This window comes from Aeromonas sp. FDAARGOS 1416, from assembly GCF_019048085.1.
GTDB lineage: Bacteria > Pseudomonadota > Gammaproteobacteria > Enterobacterales > Aeromonadaceae > Aeromonas > Aeromonas veronii.
This window is the reverse complement of the sequence record NZ_CP077301.1, coordinates 2,485,023-2,506,831: the sequence shown is the minus strand read 5'-3', so window position 1 is coordinate 2,506,831 and position 21,809 is coordinate 2,485,023. Positions and strand designations below refer to the sequence as shown.

Sequence of the window (21,809 nt, the reverse complement as noted above, 5' to 3'; positions counted from 1 at the left end):
CAGGTGGGGGACGGGGCGCCGTGCATCCGGCCGACGCCCCGTCGGGATTTAGGCCAGTCGTCCCTGCAGGGGGTGGATCCAGACACGTTCGCCAACGGCGATCCCGGGTTGATCCGGTACGATTTCAATCAGGCAGTTGGCATCGGCCATGGAGCTCAGAATGCCGGAGCCCTGTGGCCCTGTGGTGCGCACCCGCAACTGGCCGTTACGGTCCTGATGAAAGATGCCGCGCAGAAACTCGGTGCGCCCCGGGCGGCTCTTCATCTTCTCGTCCGCCAGTGCCGAGAGGCGCAGCGGCTGCCACCGCTTGCCTTGCAAGCGGGCGATGGCAGGCTCGACAAACTGCAGTACGCAGATCATCGCCGCAACCGGATTGCCCGGCAGGCCGAAGAAGGGGGTCTGCCCCAGCTTGCCAAAGGCGAGCGGGCGGCCCGGCCGCATCTGGATGCGCCAGAAATCGATCTGGCCGAGCTCTGCCAGCACCAGCTTGATAAAGTCGGCGTTGCCTACCGAGACCCCACCCGAGCTCAGCACCAGATCGGCGCTGGCGGCGGCCTGCTCCAGCTGCTGGCGCAGAATGGTTTTGTCATCGGGAATGATGCCAAGGTCCATCACCTCGCAACCGGCGGCACGGATAAGGGCCATCAGGGTGAAGCGGTTGCTGTCGAAGATGTGGCCGGGGGCGAGCTGCTCGCCCGGTGCCTGCACCTCGTCGCCGGTACTGAACAGCGCCACTTTCAGCGGGGTGCGCACCGTGAGGCTGGCTTGACCGAGTGATGCCGCCAGCCCCAGCTGGGGGGCGCCAAGCCAGGTTCCGGCCGGGATGGCGACCGCACCTTTGGCGAGATCTTCGCCGGCGAGGCGCACATTCTGCCCAGCCCGGATCGGGGCGGTGACGGTGACCCACTCACCTTCAATATGTGTCTCTTCCCGCATCACCACGGTATCCACCCCAGGGGGCAGCGGGGCGCCGGTCATGATCTGCACCGCCTGACCGGCCAGCACAGGCTCGTGGCGCTGCTGGCCCGCCAGCACTTCCCCCACCAGTTGCCAGCGGCCAGCGGCGAGATCGTCGCTGCGAAGGCCGATGCCATCCATCGCCGAGTTGGCGTGGGGGGGCACATTGATGGGACTGATCAGATCGGCGGCCAGCACGGCGCCGTGGCACTGGGCCAGTGGTTTTTCGGAGCAGGCCGTGCTCGGGGTGAGGGCCGCCAGAATGGCGTTGCGGGCCGCCTCGACCGAGAGAAAGCCCTTGCCCGCCTCCGGCTCCTTGCTCTGGCAGCCGTCAAGCCAGCGGCAGACGAAGTCGGCAATGGCCGCCAGATCGTTGATATCGAGGCGGGGCAGGCTTGTCTGCTGTTGTTCGCCACTCTGTTGGGGCTGATCGCTGGCCAGCGCGATGATGTCGCTGTCTTCGGGGAAGAGCAGCGGCTTGCCAATCTCGGCGCGGTGCAGCTCGATTTTCGGGAAGTGTTCGTGCTTGAACCCCTCGACCAAGAGCAGATCGAGCTCTGTTTGATCGAAGCTGGCCAGCAGCTGGCGAAAATCGGCTTCGGCCAGTTCCGTCTCAATGATACGGGCATGACGACGACGGGAGGCGACCATCATCTGCTGGGCACCCGCCTTGCGCAGGCGATAGCTGTCTTTGCCCGGCTGGTCGATATCAAAGTCGTGGTGGGCGTGCTTGAGCACCCCGATGCGCAGGCCGCGATCCACCAGCAGGGGGATCAACTGCTCCAGCAAGGTGGTCTTGCCGGTGCCGCTCCAGGCGGCGAAGCCGAGCAGGGGAAGGGTGGGGGCCGGGGTCATGAGGTGACTCCTTGTTGGGGGGCGATAGCCGGGGCGAGCAGACGGGCCTCGTAGGCGGCCAGCTCGGCAGGGCTATTGAGATTGATAAAGGCATCCGGCTGATCGGCAAAGCTCACCACCGCCATATTGTGGCGGGCAAACCAGATATCGATTTTGCGCTCCCCCTCTGCCAGTGCGGCGGTGAGGGAGGGGAGCAGGGATTTGTGCAGCAGGGCGACCACGGGTTGCAGCCAGTCGCCGTCGTGGGCCACTACCAGCTCGGTATCCGGGGTCAGGGCGGCGCGAAAGCGGCTCATCAGATCCAGCGGCAGGGCGGGGCCATCGCAGGGAACGAACAGCACCCAGTCGTGACGGGCGGCGGCAAGGCCCGCCTGCATGCCCGCCAGCGGGCCGAGATAATCGTTGTTGTCATCGCAGATGACCGGGGCCAGCGCCTGATAGCTGGCCTGACTGCGGTTGGCGTTGATCAGCACCTCATCCACCTGGGGGCGCAGGCGCGCCAAAACATGGTCGATAAGAGGGCGTCCCGCCAGTGCTACCCATCCCTTGTCTTCGCCCCCCATCCGGGTGGCGCGGCCTCCTGCCAGGATCACTGCTGATACGGCAACGGGATCAGAGTGGCTGTCGCTTTTTGAAGTCATGTCGCTCGATGATTTTTAAAGGGGTCGTCTCTTGCAGCTGGCCACGGGCGAGGGTCCATTGCCGCTCGCACAGGTCGGTCAGGGCGTTGCTCTGGTGGCTGATGACGACCAGGCCGCTGCCATGTTCCCGCAGATCTTGCGCCAATGCGGCCATCAGGGCAACCGAATGTGTGTCGAGATTGGCGGTGGGCTCATCCATCAGCAGAAAGGCCGGTTGCAGCGCCCAGGCGCGCGCCATCGCCAGCCGTTGCCGTTCGCCACCGGACAAAATGCTGATGTGCTCCCGCGCCAGCCCTTCCAGCTCGACCCGGCGCAGCGCCTCGAACACCCGGATCTCGCTGCCGAGCTGTTTATCGAGCGCCCAGGCCACGTTGTCGTGCACCGTGCGATCGAACAGATAGGGGGTCTGGTGCAGATAGGTGACCCGGCCCGGCCCCAGATCCCGCTTGAGCAACCGGTTGAGTCGCTGTTGCCAGCGCCCCGGCAGATTGGTGTGGCCGCGGGTGGGGGTCAGCAGCCCCGCCAGGATCTTGAGCAAGGTGGTCTTGCCCACCCCGTTGGCTCCGTGCAGCCAGATGGCATCCCCCGGTGCGATGGCGAGCCGGTCAATCTCGAACAGCTGGCGCTCGCCAAAGCGCATCGTTAGCTGGTGGGCGGTCAGGGCCATGGGGTACTCCTGTTGGTACACAGTGGGGGCATGGTCAGTTCTTCAGATAGCTGTGGCCGCGACAGGCCGTCAGCAGCAGGTTGAGCAAGAGGGCGAGGGTGAGCAGCACTATGCCGAGCGCCACCCCCTGGGTGAAGGCCCCTTTCTGGGTCTCCAGCGCGATGGCGGTGGGGATATTGCGGGTGAAGTGCAGGATATTGCCCCCCACCATCATGGAGCAGCCCACCTCGGTGACGATGCGGCTAAAGGCGCCGATGATGGCGGCCAGCAGGCCAAAGCGGCACTCGTGCATCAGGCCGATCAGCGCCTTGGGCCAGGAGACCCCCAGGGTCAGGGCGGTCTCCCAGGCGCGCCGATCGCTCTGGACAAACGCCGCGTGGGCCATGGTGGCGATCACCGGGAAGGCGATCAGCATCTGCCCCACCACCATCGCCTGCTGGGTAAAGAGCAGCTTCCAGTCGCCAAAGGGGCCGGCCCGCGACAGCAGCATGTAGAGCAAGAGGCCAATCACCACGGTCGGCACCGATTGCAGGGTATTGATGCAGGAGAGCCAGAGCCAGCGGCCGGGCAGCGGCAGATAGGCCAGGGCAAAGCCCAGCAGCAAGGCGGGCAGCAGCACCAGCAGCAGGGCGATGCAGGAGACGGAGAAGGAGACCCCCACCACCTGCCACAGTTCGGTGTCACCACTGAACAGCAGGGCGAGGGCAGCCAACGTAGTGTCGAGCAGGGTCGGCATCAGGCGCCTCCCTCAGCGAACCGGGGGAGGGCCAGCAAGGTCATCGCAGGGGTCAGGGTTGCCATTATTTCCCGTTGGCATCCGCCACAAACAACGCCTGACCGGCTACCTTGAAGTCGCCGATCAGCTTCTGGCCATGCTCGGAGACCAGCCAGTTTTTCAGGGTGCGGGCCCCTTCGGTGTTGAGATCCGGGTAGCGCTTGGGGTTGACCAGGATCACCTGATAGGGGTTGAACAAGCGCTTGTCACCCTCCAGCAGCACGGCGAGATCCAGCTTGCTCTGGTAGGCGAGCCAGGTGCCGCGGTCGGTCAGGGTGTAGGCTCCGAGCTCCGAGGTCATGGTCAGGGTCGGGCCCATCCCCTGGCCGATGGATTTGTAACCGGCAAACTCGGGTTTCACGTCAGCGGCTTGCCACAGGGTCTTCTCCTTGATGTGGGTACCGGACTCGTCACCGCGGGAGATAAAGGTCTGGCCTTTATCCTTGATGGCCTGCAGCGCTTTGGCCGCGTCGTGCAGCTTGGCCAGACCCGCCGGGTCTTTGGCCGGGCCGACGATGACGAAGTCGTTGTACATCAGGTGTACCGGCTCGATGCCAAAGCCCGCATCGACGAACTTCTTCTCGGCAGAGGGGGCGTGGGTCATCACCAGATCCGCGTCGCCATTTTCGCCCATCTTCAGGCTCTGGCCGGTACCGGCCGCCATCACCTGCACCGGATAACCGGTCTCCTTGGTGAACTGGGGCAGCAGCCAGCCCAGCAGACCGGACTGCTCGGTGCTGGTGGTGGTGGCGAGGCGGATCGGCGCTTTTGTGGCATTAGTATCCGCTTCGGCGTGGGCTGCACCGGCGATCAGCAGGCTGGTGGCGAGGGAGAGGGCAAAACGTTTGAGGCTGGTTTTTATCGTCATCGTGATGCAACTTTTTCAGGGTGGCTGAGGAGAGGGCAAGAGTAAGCAAGCAGGGTGCCAAACCGTTCCTTTGCCGCTGCATTCACGGTTTGCCGTTTAAAAACAGAAGCTTATTAGAATCAATTAGGTGAGCTTGTTATCGCTTTTAATAATTGGTGTTGGTGCTTTTGATACGGTAAGGACAAAATGTCCCACTAAGGTTCCGGTTATCGGGACATTCACCGACCGTACGTGCATCCGAGGTACTTTTTTCCATGACACACCCTCCCAGCCGCTGGTCTGCCCTCTCCCTGCTTATCGTTGACGATGAGCCCGGCATGCGCAGCTTTCTGGCCAAGGCGCTGGCCAAGCGTTTTGCCCAGATTGAGACTGCCGCCAGCGTGGAGGATGCGGAAGCCCTGCGCTGCCGCCTTCACTTCGACCTTATCATTGCCGACATCCGGCTGCCGGGGCGCTCCGGCATCGAATGGCACGAGGCCATCGACCCGGCCACTCGGCGCAGCGACATTATCTTCATGACCGGTTTTGGCGATATGGAGACCGCCCTCAAGGCGCTGCGCCTCGGCGCCAGCGACTTTATCCTCAAGCCCTTCAACCTCGATCAGATGGTGCAGGCGGTGGACAGAGTCATCGAGCGCCGCCAGATGGAGCGGGAGAACCTGCTGCTGCGCCGGGAGGTGAGCAAGCTCTTCCCGCCCACCCTGATTGGCGACAGTGCCAAGACCCGCGAACTCAAGACGCTCATCGCCAGAGTGGCCCCTTCCAACGCCGCCGTACTGGTGGAGGGGGAGTCCGGCACCGGTAAGGAGCTGGTGGCCCGCGCCCTGCATCAACTCTCTGGCCGGATGGGGGCCTTTGTGCCCCTCAACTGCGCCTCCATCGCGCCGGAGCTGTTGGAAAGCGAGCTGTTCGGTCACGTACAGGGGGCCTTTACCGGCGCCCGCAAGGGGCGTGACGGCCTGTTCCGGGTCGCCCATCAGGGCACGCTCTTTTTGGACGAGATCGGCGAAATGCCCCTTGCCATGCAGGCCTCCCTGTTGCGGGCACTGGAGCAGAAGGCCATCCGCCCGGTAGGGGCCGAGCGCGAATTGGCGGTGGATGTGCGCATCGTCGCCGCCACCAACCGCAACCTCAAGGCCGAGGTGGAGGCGGGCCGCTTTCGCGAAGATCTCTTCTATCGCCTCAACGTGGTGGCGCTGCCGGTCGCCCCGCTGCGGGAACGGATCGACGATATCCCCGCGCTGGTACACCACTTCACCCGCCAGCTCACCGCCGAGATGGGAATGGGTTCCTTGAGCTGGACCCACGAGGATGTGGTGGCGATGCAGGCCTATCCCTGGCCCGGCAACGTGCGGGAGTTGCGCAACCTCATCGAGCGCTGCCTGCTGCTGGGCAAGCCCCCGGCGGATTACTGGCAGAGCAGCAAGCCTGCCGAACAGGGCGCGAGCGAGGAGGGCTATCCGCTGGCGTGGCCGCTGGCGGAGGTGGAAAAAGCCCACATCCTGCAAGTAGTGGCGAGCCATGATGGCAACAAGTCGGCCGCCTCCCGGGTGCTCGGGGTGGCGCGCAAGACGCTGGATCGCAAATTCAAGGAGTGGGCCATCGAATGAGGAAGGCTGACTGGATGGGGTGGCGATGAAACTGACCCTGCTCTCCCGCTGCATGCGCGCCCTGTTGCCCCGTTGCGTGCGCACCAAGGTGCGCTGGCGCCTGCTGCTGCTCACCTCGGTACCCATCATGCTCACCCTGGTGGGCATGATAGCGCTCACCCTCTACTGGACTCTCACCTACAGCTGGCAGAACCTGCTCACCACGGTGCGCAGCGATCTCGGGGTGGCCCACCACGCCATCACGGTGCAGCAGCAGCGCCAGACCGAGCATCTCGAGCATCTGCGCGATGCCTGGGCTTTTCAACTGCGGCTGCGGGAATCGCCGGATCAGCTGCATGACTGGGTGATGCCGCTGGCGGCCAACTATGGTCTCGATTTTCTGCGCTTGCGCCGTGGCCCCGAGCTGGATCAGCTGACGGCGCAGGAGCGCGCTGCTCTCACGGCCGGACGCAGCGTCAGCCACTTCGTGGTCTGGTCGCAGCAGGAGATGCTCGCTCTCTCCCCGCAACTGGCCAAGCGGGCTGTGTTGTGGCAGCGGGATGGCACCAGGGTGGTGGAGGACAGGGGGCTGATCAGCCTCTCACTGACGCCGGTGATGGGCCGCGACGGCTCCCTTTGGGCCGTGCTGGAGGGGGGCGAGCTTGTCAACGGCAGCACCCGGCTGGTGGATGAGCTCAAGGGGCAGGTGTTTGCCAAAAACACCCTGCCGGATGGCAGTGTTGGCACCGTCACCCTGTTTCTCGACGATCTGCGGGTGAGCACCAACGTACCGGTCAGCAGCAGCCGTCAGGTGGGCCGGGCGGTGGGCACCCGGGTCTCGCCGCCGGTGCGCGAGCAGGTACTGGGGCGGGGGGATATGTGGGTTGACCGCGCCTTCGTCCACGATGCCTGGTATGTCTCTGGCTACGAGCCGCTGCTGGGAGCCAGGGGCGAGCGGCTCGGCATGCTCTATGTGGGCTTTCTCGAGTGGCCCATTATCCGCACCTACCTCACCAATCTGGTGGAGCTGGGCTCCGGCGTAGTGCTGCTGTTGCTTCTCTCTGGCCTGCTGGTCTATCGCGGCGCGCGGGATCTCTTCTCCCCTATCGAGCGGATGCACAAGGTGGTGCGGCAGGTACAGGCCGGGGAGTCGGCCCGCATCGGTCCGCTGGCCCTAGACCCCGACCACGAGCTGGCCCAGCTCGGTCGCCAGTTTGACGCCATGCTGGACAGGCAAGAAGCGCATCAGCAGCAGATGGCCCGCAGCGCCGACGAGCTGGAGCAGAAGGTGGCCGAGCGTACCCAAAGCCTCGAGCTCAAGACCGCCGAGCTGGAAGATCATATCCATATGCTGACCGAGGCGCGCCAGCAGCTGCTTATCAGCGAGAAGCTGGCGGCCCTTGGCGAGCTCTCCGCCGGGGTGGCCCACGAGATCAACAACCCGCTGGCGGTGATCCTCGGCAATGTGGAGCTGATGAAGCTGGAGCTGGGGGAGGCGGCCGAGCCGGTCAGCGAGGAGCTGGCACTGGTGCTGGCCCAGATCGAGCGCATTCGTGCCATCACCCGCAGCCTGCTGCAATATTCGCGCCCCGGCGACTACGAGACGGCGCCGGTGTGGCAGCACCTCAACCCCATCATCGAGGAGAGCCTGACCCTGGTGCGCTCCGCTCTGCGCCAGCAGCAGGTGGAGCTGGTGGCCGATCTCAGGGCCCAGCAGCCCATTGAGGCAGATCGCCAGCAGCTGTTGCAGGTGTTGATCAACCTCTTGGTCAACGCCAGCCACGCGCTGGGGGAGCAGGGGGAGATCCGGGTCGAGAGCCGCGACTGGGTCGATGAACTGGGTCAGCTGCGCGGGGCTGAAGTGCGGGTGATCGATAACGGCAGCGGCATCGAGGCGGCCATTATCGACAAGATCTTCGACCCCTTCTTCACCACCCGCGCCACCGGCACCGGTCTGGGGCTGGCCCTGAGCCACCGCATCATCAGCCGCTGGGGTGGGGAGCTCTTGGTGGACTCCACCCCGGGGCAGGGGAGCTGCTTTACCGTACGGTTGCGCAGCCATGCTCTGCTGCCCAGCGGCAGCGAGCCTGCGAAACTGGAAGGGTGGCGCATCGCCCTCAATGCCGAGGGGCGTGAGACAAGCGATTGATGCTGTTATAAAAAGGCCCGTTACAAAAACAGCCCGTCAACATGGTTGGCGGGCTGTTTTGTCTGTAGGTGAGTGGTTATTTACTGCGGGCTCCACACCAGCTTGCCGCTCTGGGTCAAGTCATAGCCGCCGAGGCGGGCCGCCAGCTCGCGTCCCTCTGGGGATTGCAGCCAGCCGATCAGCTGTTGCAGCAGGGTGCGAAAGAAGACCCCCTGCGGCATCACCAGATCGAAGCACTCCTGCGACAAGGGCATAAAGCCGAGGCCAAACTCGGTGGCGGTACTCTGGGCGCCGGGCCCGACATCCGCATCGCCGCGGCTGATGGCGGCAGCCAGCTCCCGCTCGCTGTTGACCTCGAGGGTGCGCTCCAGCCGGGTCAGCGATTCCCCTTGTGTTTGCAGCCACTCCTGCAGGGCGCGCTGGCTGCCCGCCCCTTCTTGACGCATGGCCCAGCGCCAGTCGAGCGCCTCTTTCGCCTCCTTGGGTTGCAACCCCTGGCGCAGCACCAGCCCCTGCACCCGCCTGAATCCATGAACGATCACCCATTGCCGGTGGCCCTGATACTGCTGCACCAGCGCCGGGTGGCGCAGGTGCGCCTCCTCGGCCTGCCCCCAGTGGATGGCGCAGAGATCCACATGGCCGCGCGCCAGCATCGCCAGCCCCTGACGGGTGCCGCACGGGGTGTAGCCCACCAGTGCCTGGGTACCGAGCTGCTGTGCCAAGCGGCTGCTGGCGTAGTGGAGCAGCACATCGTCCGAGCCTGCCAACAGCAGCCGGTCGTTCATCACCCCCTCGTGGCAACTGCCGAGCAGCCAGCGATCGAGCAGGGAGCGGGGAAACAGCCACTTGCCGGTCGCCTTGGTGGCGGGGATGCGCGCTTCGTTGGCGAGCTGGTAGACCTTCTTCTCGTTGAGATCGAGGTATTCCGCCACCTGCTTGACGTTCATAAATTCGTTCATTGCTTAGTCCCGCATCCCGCGACCGGCTGAACCGGGCGCAAGCACCGGCGGCTTCTCGTCCAGCACCATATGGTCGTGGCCGCTGAATACCTCGAAGTGGCGCCCCTTGGCGCGGGCAATCATGGTGATGCCGAGCTGACGGGCGAGATCCAGCCCCATCTGGGTGACGCCGGAGCGCGACAGCAGCACCGGAATGCCCATCTGCGCCACCTTGATCACCATCTCCGAGGTGAGCCGCCCCGTGGTGTAGAAGATCTTGTCGTGGCCACTCTCGCCGCGCATCCATAGCTCGCCCGCCAGGGTATCCACCGCATTGTGGCGTCCCACATCCTCGACAAAGGAGAGGATTTCGCTGCCGCGACAGATGGCGCAGCCATGGACAGCACCGGCCATCTTGTAGGTTTCGTTATGGGCCGACAGCGCCTTGAGCAGGGCGTAGAGGGTGCTCTGTTTAAGCGTGGGCGCCGCCAAAACCACCCCTTCGAGCTTCTTCATCACGCTGCCATACATGGTGCCCTGACCACAGCCGGAGGTGACCGTCTTCTTCTCCAGCGATTTGTCGAGATCTTCGGCCTGCTGGCTGCTCACCACGGCGGCGGCCTCGCTATCCCAGTCGACAATCACCGACTCGATGGCCGAAATATCCTCGATAAAACCCTGATTTTTCAGATAACCCAGCACCAGCGCCTCGGGGCGGGCCCCCAGCGTCATCAGGGTCACTATCTCCTTCCAGTTGAGGTAGACCGTCAGTGGCCGCTCACAGGCGATTTGGCGGGTGTTCATCGTGCCCTGTTCATCCATCACCTCGACGGCCATGGTGAGCTGGGCGGCAGCATTGCTTTTGATAAAGGTCGGTGTCATGGGCCCCTCGCGACCGGTTGCCGGGATCTAAGGGGAGGGATACAGCAAGTTTTGTTCCAAAAAATATTTAGGCTGTGCTCTCTTTCTACTGCAGGCATAATCTTACCCTGCAAGAGTTTGATTGAAGGCTGGCGACATAATAGATTTTATTGGTTGAGTGTATAAACTTGGCTGGACAAATTATTGTAAGCGCATGAGTATATGGATGGCTCATATACTCATTTTTCTTTGGTGAGTAGTGGTGAGTTAGTCTATAAAACATGAAGCTATCATGATACAGGATAAATTGATGTCGTTCCCCGCATTCGAAGAGATTAATTATTTTACTGCAAGTGACCTATGGGAAGCATTGAGCCCGACCAAATCATTTTTCGATGAGCCATCAAATATTGTTTATCGTGGTCAAGCTGATGCCGAATGGTCTCTTATTCCATCATTGTTGCGTAATGAAAATCTAAATCCATTATTGAAGTTTATGGGCAGAAGATGTACGGCTGATGAATTGGTGTTTACAGAAATTTGTCTGCTAGAGGAATTTTCTAAATACTGTGATAGCATTGGGGTTCGCATCCCAAATGATTCTATGAAATTTCGTCGTGAAATTTTAAGTTCTCAAGTACAAGACCGATACTATATTAGGCCCGAACTTTGGCCAAATCATGAACTCATAGAATTAATGGCTTTAGCACAGCATCACGGGGTTCCAACTCGTTTGCTTGATTGGACAAAACAACCATATGTAGCAGTATATTTCGCTGTTTCTAGTGCCATGGCTAATCATGTAAATTGGAAAGATAATAGCAAACTAGCTATATGGGTATTTAATACGGAAAGAGTTGGCGATTATCAGAATGTTCAGGTGGTGCAAGTTCCTGGTAGCACGTCAAATCATGTGTCCGCTCAGTCAGGTTTGTTTACTGTTCATCCTCATTCTGGTCATCGAGGTGGTGATTTCGAAATATCTGGCCTTGAATATGAATTCTCAAAGTTACCAAAAACACCACTATTAAAGTTAACTCTGCCGGTAACCGAAGTTTTGAGTTTATATCGCCTCTGCTTGAAAGTTGGTATTAATGCAGCAACGATTTATCCTAGTGCTGATGGTGCAGGGAAAGCTGTTCAGGATGCAATATACTCACGGATAATCAGCAATAAAAATTATGGCACGGATATTAATAGTGATCTTTAATTTATTATGTCGGACTAAATCGTAGGTTGGTGCTGAACGAAGTGAAGCCCAACGTTTACCGCGAACAGCCTTATCAAGGCAATAATCGGATAATTCGGCCTTATTTGATTATTGCCATTCCCTCGAACAAGCACTGACGGATTGGTTTTACGCCGCCTGTTGGGCTTCGCTGCGCTCTGCACCAACCTACGCCCGCGCCGATCCATATCCCGCACAACGCGCCAACCCGCAGCAATGCCTCCATCAACTACCAAACCGGCCTTGGCCCCACTCTTGCTAAGTCTTATCCCATTGATGGCCGTGGCCGCCATAAATCTCCTGCCGTGAGCCGCCCCGAACAGGGTGGATCACGGGGGAGGGCGGCCCGGCAGAGACCTTCTAATGGGAGCCGTGACAGTGCAAGAGACAACCAATACCTTGCCCCCGCAGCGCTGGCTGCAACTGGAGTTAAAGGCCATCGACAGCCAGGTTGGCCGCTGGCAGAGCCGCCGTTTCGAGATTGCGGCGCTCCACCCCGCCGAACCTGAGGCGGCCGGTGCGCTGCCTCTTACCCTGTTTCGCGATGAACGGGGGGATTATCGCTTCAATTTGAGCTCCGGCTCGCCCCGCCTCTTTGTCACCGGAAGCCGTGTGGACACTGGTTTTATGGCCGATGGTCTGACCCTGAGCCAGACCGTGGCCGCTGCCTATATGGATGGCGAGCGGCAGGTGCTCTCCTGCCCGCTGCCCGAGGCGCTGCAAGCCTGGGTGGAGGCCTTTATCGGTCGCCATGGCGAGCTGCTGGAGGCCCGTCGTAAGGGCAAGAAGGGCAAGGGACGGGCGCAGGATCAGCTGGGAGTCGATAGCCAGGATCAAGCCAGCTGCGGCGCCGTCAAGGCCACCGGCCCCGATGGCCGTGAGCGTGGCAGTGACAGCGGAAATCGCGCCCATGAGTGAGTTCCTCAAGCGCTGGTCGTCGCGCAAGAGTGAGGCGCGCAAGCATCAGGTATTGCAGCCACGGGAAGAGGGTATCCCCGAGGCGGTTGCCGCCCCCATCGAAGGCAGTGGCGAAGGTGAAACTCCAGATATTGCGCTGGTTAGCCCCGTAGTCAGCACTGACAAGGGGAGCAGTGAATCCCTTGCCGTTGAGGGGGCTGGGAGTGGCGAACCGCCGCTAATAACGGCTCAGCCGGACAAGGCCAAACTCCCCGACAGGGAGGCGCTGCGGGCCATGTTTCGCACTCACAAGCCTGATGGGCTCGACGACTACACCCAGGATTTTAGCCAGCCCGAATTGTTGCCTGCGGCCCTGACCGCCGGGCTGCGCAACTGGCTGGTGGATCTGGTGATCGCCCCGGAGAGCGAATCGACCAATCCGGCCAGCGGATCTGCTGAACCGGTGGCGCTTGCCAGCGAGCCTGCCGCCGACGAGCTGGCTGATAACCATTCTCAAACCCACACCGACGATCGGGACATTTTGGTTTCCTTTGGTGGACAAAATGTCCCAACCAAAGGTGGGGGAATGGAACCCTCAGGATCCTGACTCCCTGTCAGTCACTTTTTTTCCGGGGGAGTTGGCTCGCCTCTTGCTCTCTCGGCTTACCAACAAGCGCCCATCCCATGAGGTGGCGCGCACAGGAGCGTATGTGAGCACTGAACAAACATTGCCAAATCTGACCCCAAATCTGGCCCCAAATCTAGCCCGCGAGGCGGGGGCGGCCGAGCATAACGCGCGCGCTCGCGCCTATGCCCTGCAGCATACGGTCAAGACCGACAACCTGATCCCGGCCACTGTCTCTTACCAGAGTCAGGGGCGCCTGCTGCTGGTCGGCCCGGAAGATCGCATTCGCCGCGCTGCCAGCCAGCTGCCCGCCGGGGTGAAGCCCACTTTGCTGGTGACCGAATCCGTTTTTGATGCCGAGGCGGCGGATCTCGAAGCCATTTTCGATGCCACCGCATCCCTCGCGGCCCTGACCCTGCGCGAGCCGAGCCTGACAGGGTATCTGGGGCAGTTCCAGCTCACCGGCCTCAATGGGCAGGGTGAGCGGGTTAACCTGGCTGCGCTTTGCTTCCCACAACAAGGCTTTCCACACCAAGCGGCTGCTGTTAGTGAACAGCCACGTGAACCGCACTTTGATCTGGTGGCCGATCTGGGCCGTGCCCCGCTCTTTGCGCTGGAACGCCCGCCGGTCGGCTATCTGCATCTGGCCGATGATGTTGGCTTGGTCGAACGACTCGCTGAGCTCTGTGCGCTGACCGGTATCTTCGACAAACCTCGCTATTTTCGTCTCGACCCCGAGGCCTGCGCCTTTACCGCCCGTGGCGTGCCCGGTTGCAGCCGCTGCCTTGATGTCTGTCCGACTGATGCGCTCAAGCCCATCAATGGTCGCATCCAGATCGATCCCCATCTCTGTCAGGGCTTTGGTAGCTGCGCCTCGGCCTGTCCGACCGGGGCGATTGCCTATCACCAGCCCGACGCCAACACCAGCGGCGACTATCTGTTCCGATTGCTCAAGCACTACCGCGAGGCGGGGGGCGAAGCGCCTCGACTGCTGATCGCCGGCGAAAACGAGCGCGAATGGGTGGAAGCCGAACTCACCCGTTTGCCTGCCAACTGGCTGCCAGTCTGGGTGGAGGAGAGCGCGAGTTTGGGTATCGAGAGCTGGTTCGCCGCCCTCGCCTATGGCGCCAGTGCGGTGTGCATTGCGCTCGGTGATGATGCTCCCGCAAGTGTGCGGGCATTGGTTGAGCGGGAGCTGGCGAGCGCCGCCGTGCTGTTGGCGGGTGCCGGTCTCGCTGCCGATCGCATCACCCTGTTTAACGTTGATGCCGAAGATAAGCCGATCTCCGGCCTGCCAGCCGTTGCCCTGCTGGAGAAGCCGCTCAAAGGGGATAAACGGGAGAACCTGTTTGCCGCCTTCGATGCCCTCTGGCAGGCCAATGAGGGGAGCCGTGAGCCGCTGGCGGTGCCCCACGGTGCCCCTTACGGCAGTGTGGAACTCAAAGAGTCTGACTGCACCCTCTGCATGGGTTGCGTGGCGGTCTGCCCGAGCCGTGCCCTGCATGCGGTGGGGCACACTCCGGGTCTCAACTTTATCGAGCAGGATTGCATCCAGTGCGGCATGTGCGAAAAGGCGTGCCCCGAGCAGGCCATCGTACTGATGCCCCGCCTGCAACCCGTGCCCGAGGCGCGCCGCGCCGTGCAGAGCCTCAAAGCCGAAGAGGCGGCCTGCTGCATTCGTTGCGGCAAGCCGTTCGCGCCCGCCTCGATGATCCGCCGCATCCAGCAAAAACTGGCCGGTCACTCCCACTTCCAGAACGAGGCCGCCCAGCGGCTGCTGATGTGCGAGGACTGTCGGGTCAAGGATGTGTTTGCGGCGCTGGCGGCGGATCCCGTCTCCCAGCTCAAGGTGTGAGGGGCCAGTGATGAGTGAACAACATAACGAAAAGGCTGGCGAACTGACCATGACCGAACTGGAACAGAGCAGCGCCGATCTCTACGCCCTGCTGGCGAGCCTCTGGCGCGCCGCCCCCCGTGGCGAACAGCTCGCCTGGCTGCAAGGGTTGCAGCCGATGCCGGGCCCCTTTGCCAGAGGGCTGGGGCTGGTGCAGCTGGCGGCCAGCAGCCACCACGAAAACGAGCTTGCCGAGGAGTATCAGGATCTCTTTATCGGGCTGGGGCGCGGAGAGATCGTGCCGTTTGCCTCCTGGTATCTCACCGGCTCATTGATGGAGCTGCCGCTGGCGGTGCTGCGCGCAGATCTGCAGTCCCTCGGTTTTGAGCGCCAGAGCGGAGTGTGCGAGCCGGAAGATCATCTCGCCGCCCTCTGTGAGGTGATGGCGGTACTGATTGCCGAGCAACACCCGGAGCGCAACCGCTTCTATGAGCGCCACCTTGCCCCCTGGGTACTCGCCTGCTGCCGCGATCAGCAACAGGCGAAAGGGGGCAGCTTCTACCGGGCGGTCGGCGCCCTTGCCGAAGATTTCTTCAAGCTGGAAAACGAATTGCGCCTGCCGTTTGGCGCCTGCGTGGTGCCGGGCTGAATGCCCCGAACCACCCACAACAAAACGAACAGACGAGATATCCCATTGGACGCGAAGCTGGCGCGCAGGCGCCAGCAAGAACAACAATAGAGGTCACAAGAATGAGCGATGAACAGCTGAAAGACCCGTCCCGCCGCAATCTGATCAAGGGAGTTGGCGTGGTCGCCACCATAGGCGTATTGGCCGGTGCCACCGGTCGGGTGGTGGGCAAAGAGGTGCTGACCCACGACACCGAGCCTGACAAGGGCTATCGGGAGACCCCCCATGTTCACGACTTTTATCGCACCCTGCGCGGCACCGACTGAGCCGGATCAGTGAAGGAGAACTCATGAAACTGACAAAACGTGCCGAGCAGCCCCAGGCGGGCGAGCAGGGCAATGAGGCCATTCGCGGTCAGGGGCTGACCCGTCGCGCCTTTATGGTCAACTCCGGTCTGGTGGCCGGTGGCGCCGTGGCCGCCGGTTGGCTGGCCCCGGCCATGATGCAGCGGGCCGAAGCCAAAACTGTGGCGGCCGGGGTGCCGGTCGAGGTGAAGCGCACCATCTGTTCCCACTGCTCGGTGGGCTGCGGCGTCTATGCCGAGGTGCAAAACGGCGTCTGGACCGGTCAGGAGCCGGCCTTTGATCACCCCTTCAACCTTGGCGGTCACTGCGCCAAGGGGGCGGCCCTGCGCGAGCACGGCCACGGTGAGCGTCGCCTCAAGTACCCGATGAAGCTGGTGGGCGGCAAGTGGCAGCGCATCAGCTGGGATCAGGCCATCGAAGAGGTGGGTAACGAGGTGCTGCGCCTTCGCAAGGAGTCCGGCCCCGACAGCGTCTACTGGCTCGGCTCCGCCAAGCACTCCAACGAGCAGGCCTACCTGTTTCGCAAGATGGCCTCCCTGTGGGGCACCAACAACGTGGATCACCAGGCGCGGATCTGCCACTCCACCACGGTCGCTGGCGTAGCCAATACCTGGGGCTACGGCGCCATGACCAACAGCCTGAACGACATGCACAACAGCAAGTCGATCATGTTCATCGGCTCCAACCCGGCGGAGGCCCACCCGGTCGCCATGCAGCACATCCTGCTGGCAAAAGAGCGCAACGGCTGCAAGATCCTGGTAGTTGACCCGCGTCGCACCCGCACTGCCGCCAAGGCGGACATGTACCTCTCCCTGCGCCCGGGCACCGACGTCGCCTTTATCTGGGGCATGCTCTGGCACATCTTCAAGAACGGCTGGGAAGACAAGGAGTTCATCCGCACCCGCGTCTATGGCATGGACGAGGTGCAAAAAGAGGTGGCGCGCTGGACTCCGGCGGAAGTTGAGCGGGTGACTGGCCTCAACGAACAGCAGGTCTATGGCGCCGCCAAGCTGCTGGCCGACAACCGCCCCGGCTGCGTGGTCTGGTGCATGGGCGGCACCCAGCACACCACCGGCAACAACAACACCCGCGCCTACTGCATCCTCGAACTGGCCCTCGGCAACGTGGGCAAGAGCGGGGCGGGCACCAACATCTTCCGTGGTCACGACAACGTGCAGGGCGCCACCGATTTTGGCGTCACCTCCGATTCCCTGCCCGGCTACTACGGGCTGGAAGAGGGCTCCTGGAAGCACTGGGCCCGGGTGTGGGATGTCGATTACGAGTGGATCAAGGCACGTTTTGACAACAAGGCCTACAACGGCAAGCTGCCGATGAACAACAACGGCATTCCGGTCTCACGCTGGGTGGACGGGGTGCTGGAGAACGCCGATCTCATCGAGCAGGGCTCCAACATCCGCGCCATGTTCTACTGGGGCCATGCGGTCAACTCCCAGACCCGCGGCCCGGAAATGAAGAAGGCGATGCAAAAGCTCGACATGATGGTGATTGTCGACCCGTATCCCACAGTCGCTGCCGTCATGAACGATCGTACCGACGGCGTCTACCTGCTGCCGGCCACCACCCAGTTCGAGACCTATGGTTCCGTCACCGCCACCAACCGCTCCATGCAGTGGCGCGACAAGGTGATAGAACCCCTGTTCGAATCCAAGGTCGACCACGAGATCATGTATCTGCTGAGCAAGAAGCTCGGCTTTGCCGACCAGCTGTTCAAGCACATCAAGGTGGAGAACAACCAGCCACTGCTGGAAGATATCACCCGCGAGTACAACCGCGGCATGTGGAGTGTGGGCTACACCGGCCAGAGCCCGGAGCGGCTCAAGGCGCACCAGCAGAACTGGCACACCTTCCACAAGACCAACCTCAAGGCCGAGGGCGGCCCGGTCAATGGCGAAGTGTACGGTCTGCCCTGGCCCTGCTGGGGAACTCCGGAGATGAAGCACCCCGGCAGCCACATCCTCTACGACACCAGCATTCCGGTATCGGAAGGGGGCGGAGGTTTCCGCGCACGTTTCGGCATCGAGTATCAGGGCGTCTCGCTGCTCGCCGAAGACTCCTGGCCGAAAGGGAGCGAGGTGGAAGACGGTTATCCCGAGATCACTGCCGACTTGATGAAGCAGCTCGGCTGGTGGGATGAGCTGACCGAGGCCGAGAAAAAAGAGGCCGAGGGCAAGAACTGGAAGACTGATCTCTCCGGCGGTATCCAGCGGGTCGCCATCAAGCACGGCTTCGTCCCCTACGGTAACGCCAAGGCGCGCTGCGTGGTGTGGACCTTCCCGGATCAGGTGCCCAAGCACCGCGAGCCGCTCTACACCCCGCGCCGGGATCTGCTGGCCGACTACGCCACCTGGCCTGATTCAAAGAGCCTGTGGCGCCTGCCAACCCAGTACGCCTCGGTGCAGGAGAAGGATGTCAGCAAGGAGTTCCCCATCATCCTCACCTCCGGCCGTCTGGTGGAGTACGAAGGGGGCGGTGATGAGACCCGCTCCAACCCCTGGCTGGCTGAATTGCAGCAGGAGATGTTCGTCGAAATGAACCCGGCGGATGCCAACGACGTCGGCGTGCGCGACGGTCAGGATGTGTGGGTGGAGGGGCCGGAAGGGGGCCGGGTCAAGGTCAAGGCGCTGGTGACCCCTCGGGTCAAACCAGGGCTCGCCTTTATGCCGTTCCACTTCGGTGGTCACTTCGAGGGCCAGGATCTGCGATCCAAGTATCCGGAAGGGTCTGACCCCTATGTGCTGGGAGAGTCGGTCAACATAGTCACCACCTATGGCTATGACCCGGTCACCCAGATGCAGGAGACCAAGGTCACCCTGTGCCGTTTTCGCAAAGTAGGAGCCTGATCCCATGGCCAGAATGAAATTCATGTGTGACACCAAGCGCTGCATCGAGTGCAACGGTTGTGTGACGGCGTGCAAGAACGAGAACGACGATGCCCTCGAGTGGGGCATCCAGCGCCGCCGAGTGGTGACCCTCAACGACGGCCTGCCGGGTGAGACCTCCATCTCGGTCGCCTGCATGCATTGCACCGACGCCCCCTGCATGGCGGTCTGCCCGGCCGACTGCTTCTATCACACCGACGACGGCATAGTGCTGCACAACAAGGATCTCTGCATCGGTTGTGGCTACTGCCTGTTTGCCTGCCCGTTCGGGGCGCCCCAGTTCCCGAAAACCGCCGCCTTTGGCGATCGGGGCAAGATGGACAAGTGCACCTTCTGCGCCGGCGGCCCGGAAGAGGATCACAGCGAGGCGGAGCGCCAGAAGTACGGTGCCAACCGCATCGCCGAGGGCAAGCTGCCCATGTGTGCCGAGCTCTGCTCCACCAAAGCACTGCTGGCAGGGGATGCGCAGGTGATCTCCGACATCTTCCGCGAGCGGGTTGCCTATCGCGGTGCCAAGGATGCGGCTTGGGGTAATGGCGATGAGCTGTTCCACGATGCCAGTAAGCTGAACAAGCAGGGAGGGGCGGCATGAAAACCTGGCTAATGGCCCTGTTTGCTGCCCTGCTGCTGGTGAGTACCGCAAGTTTCGCCGATGCCGAGAAAGAGGCGGTCGGCTTTGCCGGCGCCGATTATTGGCGTGCGGTGAAGGATGGGCAGGAGGGGGTGACCACCTCCCGCTCGCCGGAGCACGGAGTGCTTATCTCGGTGCCGGGCCAGCTCTGGTTCGAGGTGAAGACCAAGTGGGTGTCGCCGCTTGGCGCCATCGCCATCTTCGGCTCCTTGGCCATGTGCGGTCTGATGTACCTGATCGTGGGGCAGACCAAGCTCTCCAAACCGCGCACCGGGCGCAAGCTCAAGCGCTGGAGCAGGCTGGATCGGGCACTGCACTGGACCACGGCGGCTATGTTCCTGACCCTCTCCGGGTCGGGGCTGGCCATCATCTATGGCAAGTACTTCATCAAGCCGGTGGTGAGCCTCGGGGTGTGGGAGAACTGGATCTGGTTTGCCAAGGTGTTCCACAACTACGTGGGGCCGCTTTTCTTCCTCTGCCTGATGGGGGTGCTCATCAAGTGGTTCCGCCACAACATCGTCAATATGGTGGATGTGCAGTGGTTCATGAAGTTTGGTGGCATGCTCGGCAAGCACAAGGGAAGTCACCCCTCGGCGGGCTTCTCCAACGGCGGCGAGAAGGCGATCTTCTGGTTGCTCATCTGGTTTGGCAGCATTGTGGTGGCGACCGGGTTGTTCCTCGACTTCCCAATCTTCGGCCAGCTGCGCCGCCAGATGGAGTGGGCCAGCTTCATCCATATCGTCGGAGCACTGATCCTTATCTGCGGCTTTATTTTCCATATCTACATGGGCCTGTTCCAGTTGGAAGGGGCGCTGGAGGGGATGGTGACCGGCGAGGTGGACGAGACCTGGGCCAAGGAGCACCACGACCTCTGGTATGAAGAGGTCAAGCACACCCTCGATGAGCCCAAGTCGGGCAAATCAAGCTGATGGTCGACAAAGAGTAAAAGAGAAGGGGCGCAGCGGCGCCCCTTTTGATGGCGGGTCGATGGTGATGGCAAATTGATTGAGCGATGCCGCAAACGGCGATGGTTTTTTGGGCCACCTTGAGCAACAGTAACAGGGGTTCCATTCACACAAGGGATGACAAATGATGAGAAAAGCATGGCTGGCGGCGGTATGTGCATCTGCACTCTTCGGTGGTATTGCGGGCGTGGCGCAGGCGGCTGACGGGATCAAGACCCAGCAGGTGCAGTTCAAGAAGGGGGAGTCAGGGGCAACCATCAACAGTACCATTCAGGGTAGCCAGACCCTCGATTACAAGCTGACGGCCAACAAGGGCCAGAGCATGGTGGTGATCCTGACCGGCAAGCCCTACTTCAATATTCTGCCGCCGGGCAGCAAGGGGGAGGCGATCTTTGTTGGCTCTCGTGACGGGAACAACTTTGAGGCAACCCTGCCTGCCAAGGGCACTTATACCATTCGGGTCTACCAGATGGGGGCGGCCGAGAGCAGCAAGGCCAAGACGCCGTTCAAGCTGGAGGTGGGCATCAGCGGCTAATGCCAGCAGCTGACAAGCATCACAGAGGTGGCGGCCACAAAGGGCCGCCACCGTTGTTTTATCCCCTCTGTTTTTGCCTCGCCAAGGTCAATATTCACCCTGGGCCAGCCGTTCGAAGTAGCGCTGATAACGTCCGCTGGCGATGGCCTGCTGCAACTGCTGATTGAACTGATCCCGCAGTTTGGCTGAATCCGGCATCTTGCGCGGGAACATCACGAAGCTGTCGTTGCGCAGAAAAGGGGTCTGACTGTGGGTGATGAGTGCCGCGCTGGCGGGGGCGAACTGGCTCTGCAACTCGGCCAGACCGACTCGCAGCTCTTGCGGATAGAGGTCGATCCGCCCGCGCAGCAGCTTGCCGAAATTCTGTTTCACATCGGTGACTTTCTGTTGGGTTACCTTGCCATCGGCCACCATCTTGTCCAGCTCGGGCCCGTAGCTATAGGCGATATCGCCCCCCAACCGCATGCCGATGATCTGCTCAAGGCGCTCGGCCTGCAGCTGCCGTGATTTGAGGGAGAAGAAGACAAACTGCTCCTGCAGCACCGCTTCGCTGAACAGAAAATCCTGCTCCCGCTCCGGTTTGTGCATCCAGACGGCGGTGGCATCGTAGAGCTGGCTGTTGGCCGCCAGCGAATAGACCCGACCCCAGGGGGCGAAGTGGAACTTCACCTCATAGCCCGCCTCCTTGAACAGATCGCTGATGAGGTGGGCCACGGGACCATGCTGTTTTGATTGCTCGGAGACGAAAGGGGGCCATTCACCCACGATGATGTTGAGCACCCGGCCCGGTGCGGCGAGAGCCGATTGGCTGGTCAGAAACAACCACAGAGCAAGCAGCGGGATCAGGCGCATGGCAGGAAGAAGGGGACGCAGGCTGGCAGAGGCGAGGGCATCAGGTCAC

General features: G+C 61.9%; 20 protein-coding genes. 12 read left to right on the top strand and 8 right to left on the bottom strand.

Annotation, left to right across the window (positions count from 1 at the left end; all coding sequences use genetic code 11):
• Positions 1 to 48 precede the first annotated feature (48 nt).
• From I6L46_RS11095 to I6L46_RS11075, 5 genes are all read right to left on the bottom strand, one after another.
• The gene (locus I6L46_RS11095) at positions 49 to 1,812 is read right to left on the bottom strand and encodes a bifunctional molybdopterin-guanine dinucleotide biosynthesis adaptor protein MobB/molybdopterin molybdotransferase MoeA (protein WP_216975478.1); all 1,764 of its coding nucleotides are present in this window, start codon (positions 1,810 to 1,812) and stop codon (positions 49 to 51) included.
• Positions 1,809 to 2,453, bottom strand: a complete 645-nt coding sequence (gene mobA, locus I6L46_RS11090) for a molybdenum cofactor guanylyltransferase MobA (RefSeq protein WP_216975476.1) — start codon at positions 2,451 to 2,453, stop codon at positions 1,809 to 1,811. Before mobA ends, I6L46_RS11095 begins: the two co-directional genes overlap by 4 nt.
• Positions 2,425 to 3,120: an energy-coupling factor ABC transporter ATP-binding protein gene (locus I6L46_RS11085; protein ID WP_005334830.1), complete on the bottom strand. Its 696-nt coding sequence runs from the start codon at positions 3,118 to 3,120 to the stop codon at positions 2,425 to 2,427. Before I6L46_RS11085 ends, mobA begins: the two co-directional genes overlap by 29 nt.
• Before the next feature lie 34 nt (positions 3,121 to 3,154).
• Positions 3,155 to 3,856, bottom strand: a complete 702-nt coding sequence (locus I6L46_RS11080; RefSeq protein ID WP_005347674.1) for an ABC transporter permease — start codon at positions 3,854 to 3,856, stop codon at positions 3,155 to 3,157.
• Between the two features lie 64 nt (positions 3,857 to 3,920).
• On the bottom strand, positions 3,921 to 4,763 hold the full coding sequence (locus tag I6L46_RS11075) for a substrate-binding domain-containing protein (RefSeq protein WP_216975473.1): 843 nt from the start codon (positions 4,761 to 4,763) through the stop codon (positions 3,921 to 3,923).
• 254 nt (positions 4,764 to 5,017) lie between these two features.
• Here I6L46_RS11075 and I6L46_RS11070 point away from each other — a divergent pair, with 254 nt between their 5' ends.
• The gene (locus I6L46_RS11070) at positions 5,018 to 6,373 is read left to right on the top strand and encodes a sigma-54 dependent transcriptional regulator (RefSeq protein ID WP_216975472.1); all 1,356 of its coding nucleotides are present in this window, start codon (positions 5,018 to 5,020) and stop codon (positions 6,371 to 6,373) included.
• Positions 6,374 to 6,398: 25 nt separating this feature from the next.
• Positions 6,399 to 8,501: a HAMP domain-containing sensor histidine kinase gene (locus tag I6L46_RS11065; protein WP_216975471.1), complete on the top strand. Its 2,103-nt coding sequence runs from the start codon at positions 6,399 to 6,401 to the stop codon at positions 8,499 to 8,501.
• Between the two features lie 80 nt (positions 8,502 to 8,581).
• Here the strand turns inward: I6L46_RS11065 and I6L46_RS11060 are convergent, their stop codons facing one another.
• Together I6L46_RS11060 and I6L46_RS11055 are read right to left on the bottom strand one after the other, a co-directional pair.
• The gene (locus I6L46_RS11060) at positions 8,582 to 9,448 is read right to left on the bottom strand and encodes a helix-turn-helix transcriptional regulator (RefSeq protein ID WP_013723539.1); all 867 of its coding nucleotides are present in this window, start codon (positions 9,446 to 9,448) and stop codon (positions 8,582 to 8,584) included.
• 15 nt (positions 9,449 to 9,463) lie between these two features.
• Positions 9,464 to 10,321 carry a formate dehydrogenase accessory sulfurtransferase FdhD gene (locus tag I6L46_RS11055; protein ID WP_216975469.1) on the bottom strand — a complete coding sequence of 286 codons (858 nt, stop codon included), beginning with the start codon at positions 10,319 to 10,321 and terminating at the stop codon, positions 9,464 to 9,466.
• A gap of 271 nt (positions 10,322 to 10,592) precedes the next feature.
• Between I6L46_RS11055 and I6L46_RS11050 the strand changes: the two genes are divergently transcribed.
• The 10 genes from I6L46_RS11050 to I6L46_RS11005 all read left to right on the top strand — a co-directional run bounded on the left by I6L46_RS11050 (position 10,593) and on the right by I6L46_RS11005 (position 20,908).
• Positions 10,593 to 11,510 carry an FRG domain-containing protein gene (locus tag I6L46_RS11050; RefSeq protein WP_216975467.1) on the top strand — a complete coding sequence of 306 codons (918 nt, stop codon included), beginning with the start codon at positions 10,593 to 10,595 and terminating at the stop codon, positions 11,508 to 11,510.
• 381 nt (positions 11,511 to 11,891) lie between these two features.
• A complete protein-coding gene (locus I6L46_RS11045; protein WP_216975465.1) occupies positions 11,892 to 12,446 on the top strand; it encodes a DUF3305 domain-containing protein in 555 nt (184 codons plus the stop codon).
• Positions 12,439 to 13,032, top strand: a complete 594-nt coding sequence (locus I6L46_RS11040; protein WP_216975463.1) for a DUF3306 domain-containing protein — start codon at positions 12,439 to 12,441, stop codon at positions 13,030 to 13,032. Before I6L46_RS11045 ends, I6L46_RS11040 begins: the two co-directional genes overlap by 8 nt.
• A 103-nt stretch (positions 13,033 to 13,135) precedes the next feature.
• A complete protein-coding gene (locus tag I6L46_RS11035; protein ID WP_216975461.1) occupies positions 13,136 to 14,905 on the top strand; it encodes a 4Fe-4S dicluster domain-containing protein in 1,770 nt (589 codons plus the stop codon).
• A 10-nt stretch (positions 14,906 to 14,915) separates the two neighbouring features.
• Positions 14,916 to 15,533 (top strand): molecular chaperone, encoded by a 618-nt coding sequence (locus tag I6L46_RS11030; protein WP_075114851.1) that lies wholly within the window; start codon positions 14,916 to 14,918, stop codon positions 15,531 to 15,533.
• A gap of 101 nt (positions 15,534 to 15,634) precedes the next feature.
• The gene (locus I6L46_RS11025; RefSeq protein WP_005303194.1) at positions 15,635 to 15,838 is read left to right on the top strand and encodes a transcriptional initiation protein Tat; all 204 of its coding nucleotides are present in this window, start codon (positions 15,635 to 15,637) and stop codon (positions 15,836 to 15,838) included.
• 23 nt (positions 15,839 to 15,861) lie between these two features.
• Positions 15,862 to 18,738, top strand: coding sequence for a formate dehydrogenase subunit alpha (locus tag I6L46_RS11020; RefSeq protein ID WP_216975460.1), 2,877 nt, complete (start codon positions 15,862 to 15,864; stop codon positions 18,736 to 18,738).
• Positions 18,739 to 18,742: 4 nt separating this feature from the next.
• Positions 18,743 to 19,369 carry a formate dehydrogenase FDH3 subunit beta gene (gene fdh3B, locus I6L46_RS11015; RefSeq protein ID WP_005334799.1) on the top strand — a complete coding sequence of 209 codons (627 nt, stop codon included), beginning with the start codon at positions 18,743 to 18,745 and terminating at the stop codon, positions 19,367 to 19,369.
• A complete protein-coding gene (locus I6L46_RS11010; protein WP_216975458.1) occupies positions 19,366 to 20,337 on the top strand; it encodes a formate dehydrogenase subunit gamma in 972 nt (323 codons plus the stop codon). Before fdh3B ends, I6L46_RS11010 begins: the two co-directional genes overlap by 4 nt.
• 160 nt (positions 20,338 to 20,497) lie before the next feature.
• Positions 20,498 to 20,908 (top strand): DNA breaking-rejoining protein, encoded by a 411-nt coding sequence (locus I6L46_RS11005; protein WP_234919099.1) that lies wholly within the window; start codon positions 20,498 to 20,500, stop codon positions 20,906 to 20,908.
• 87 nt (positions 20,909 to 20,995) lie between these two features.
• On the opposite strand, the gene I6L46_RS11000 is transcribed toward I6L46_RS11005, so the two are convergent.
• Positions 20,996 to 21,760, bottom strand: coding sequence for an ABC transporter substrate-binding protein (locus I6L46_RS11000; RefSeq protein WP_216975455.1), 765 nt, complete (start codon positions 21,758 to 21,760; stop codon positions 20,996 to 20,998).
• Positions 21,761 to 21,809: the final 49 nt, after the last annotated feature.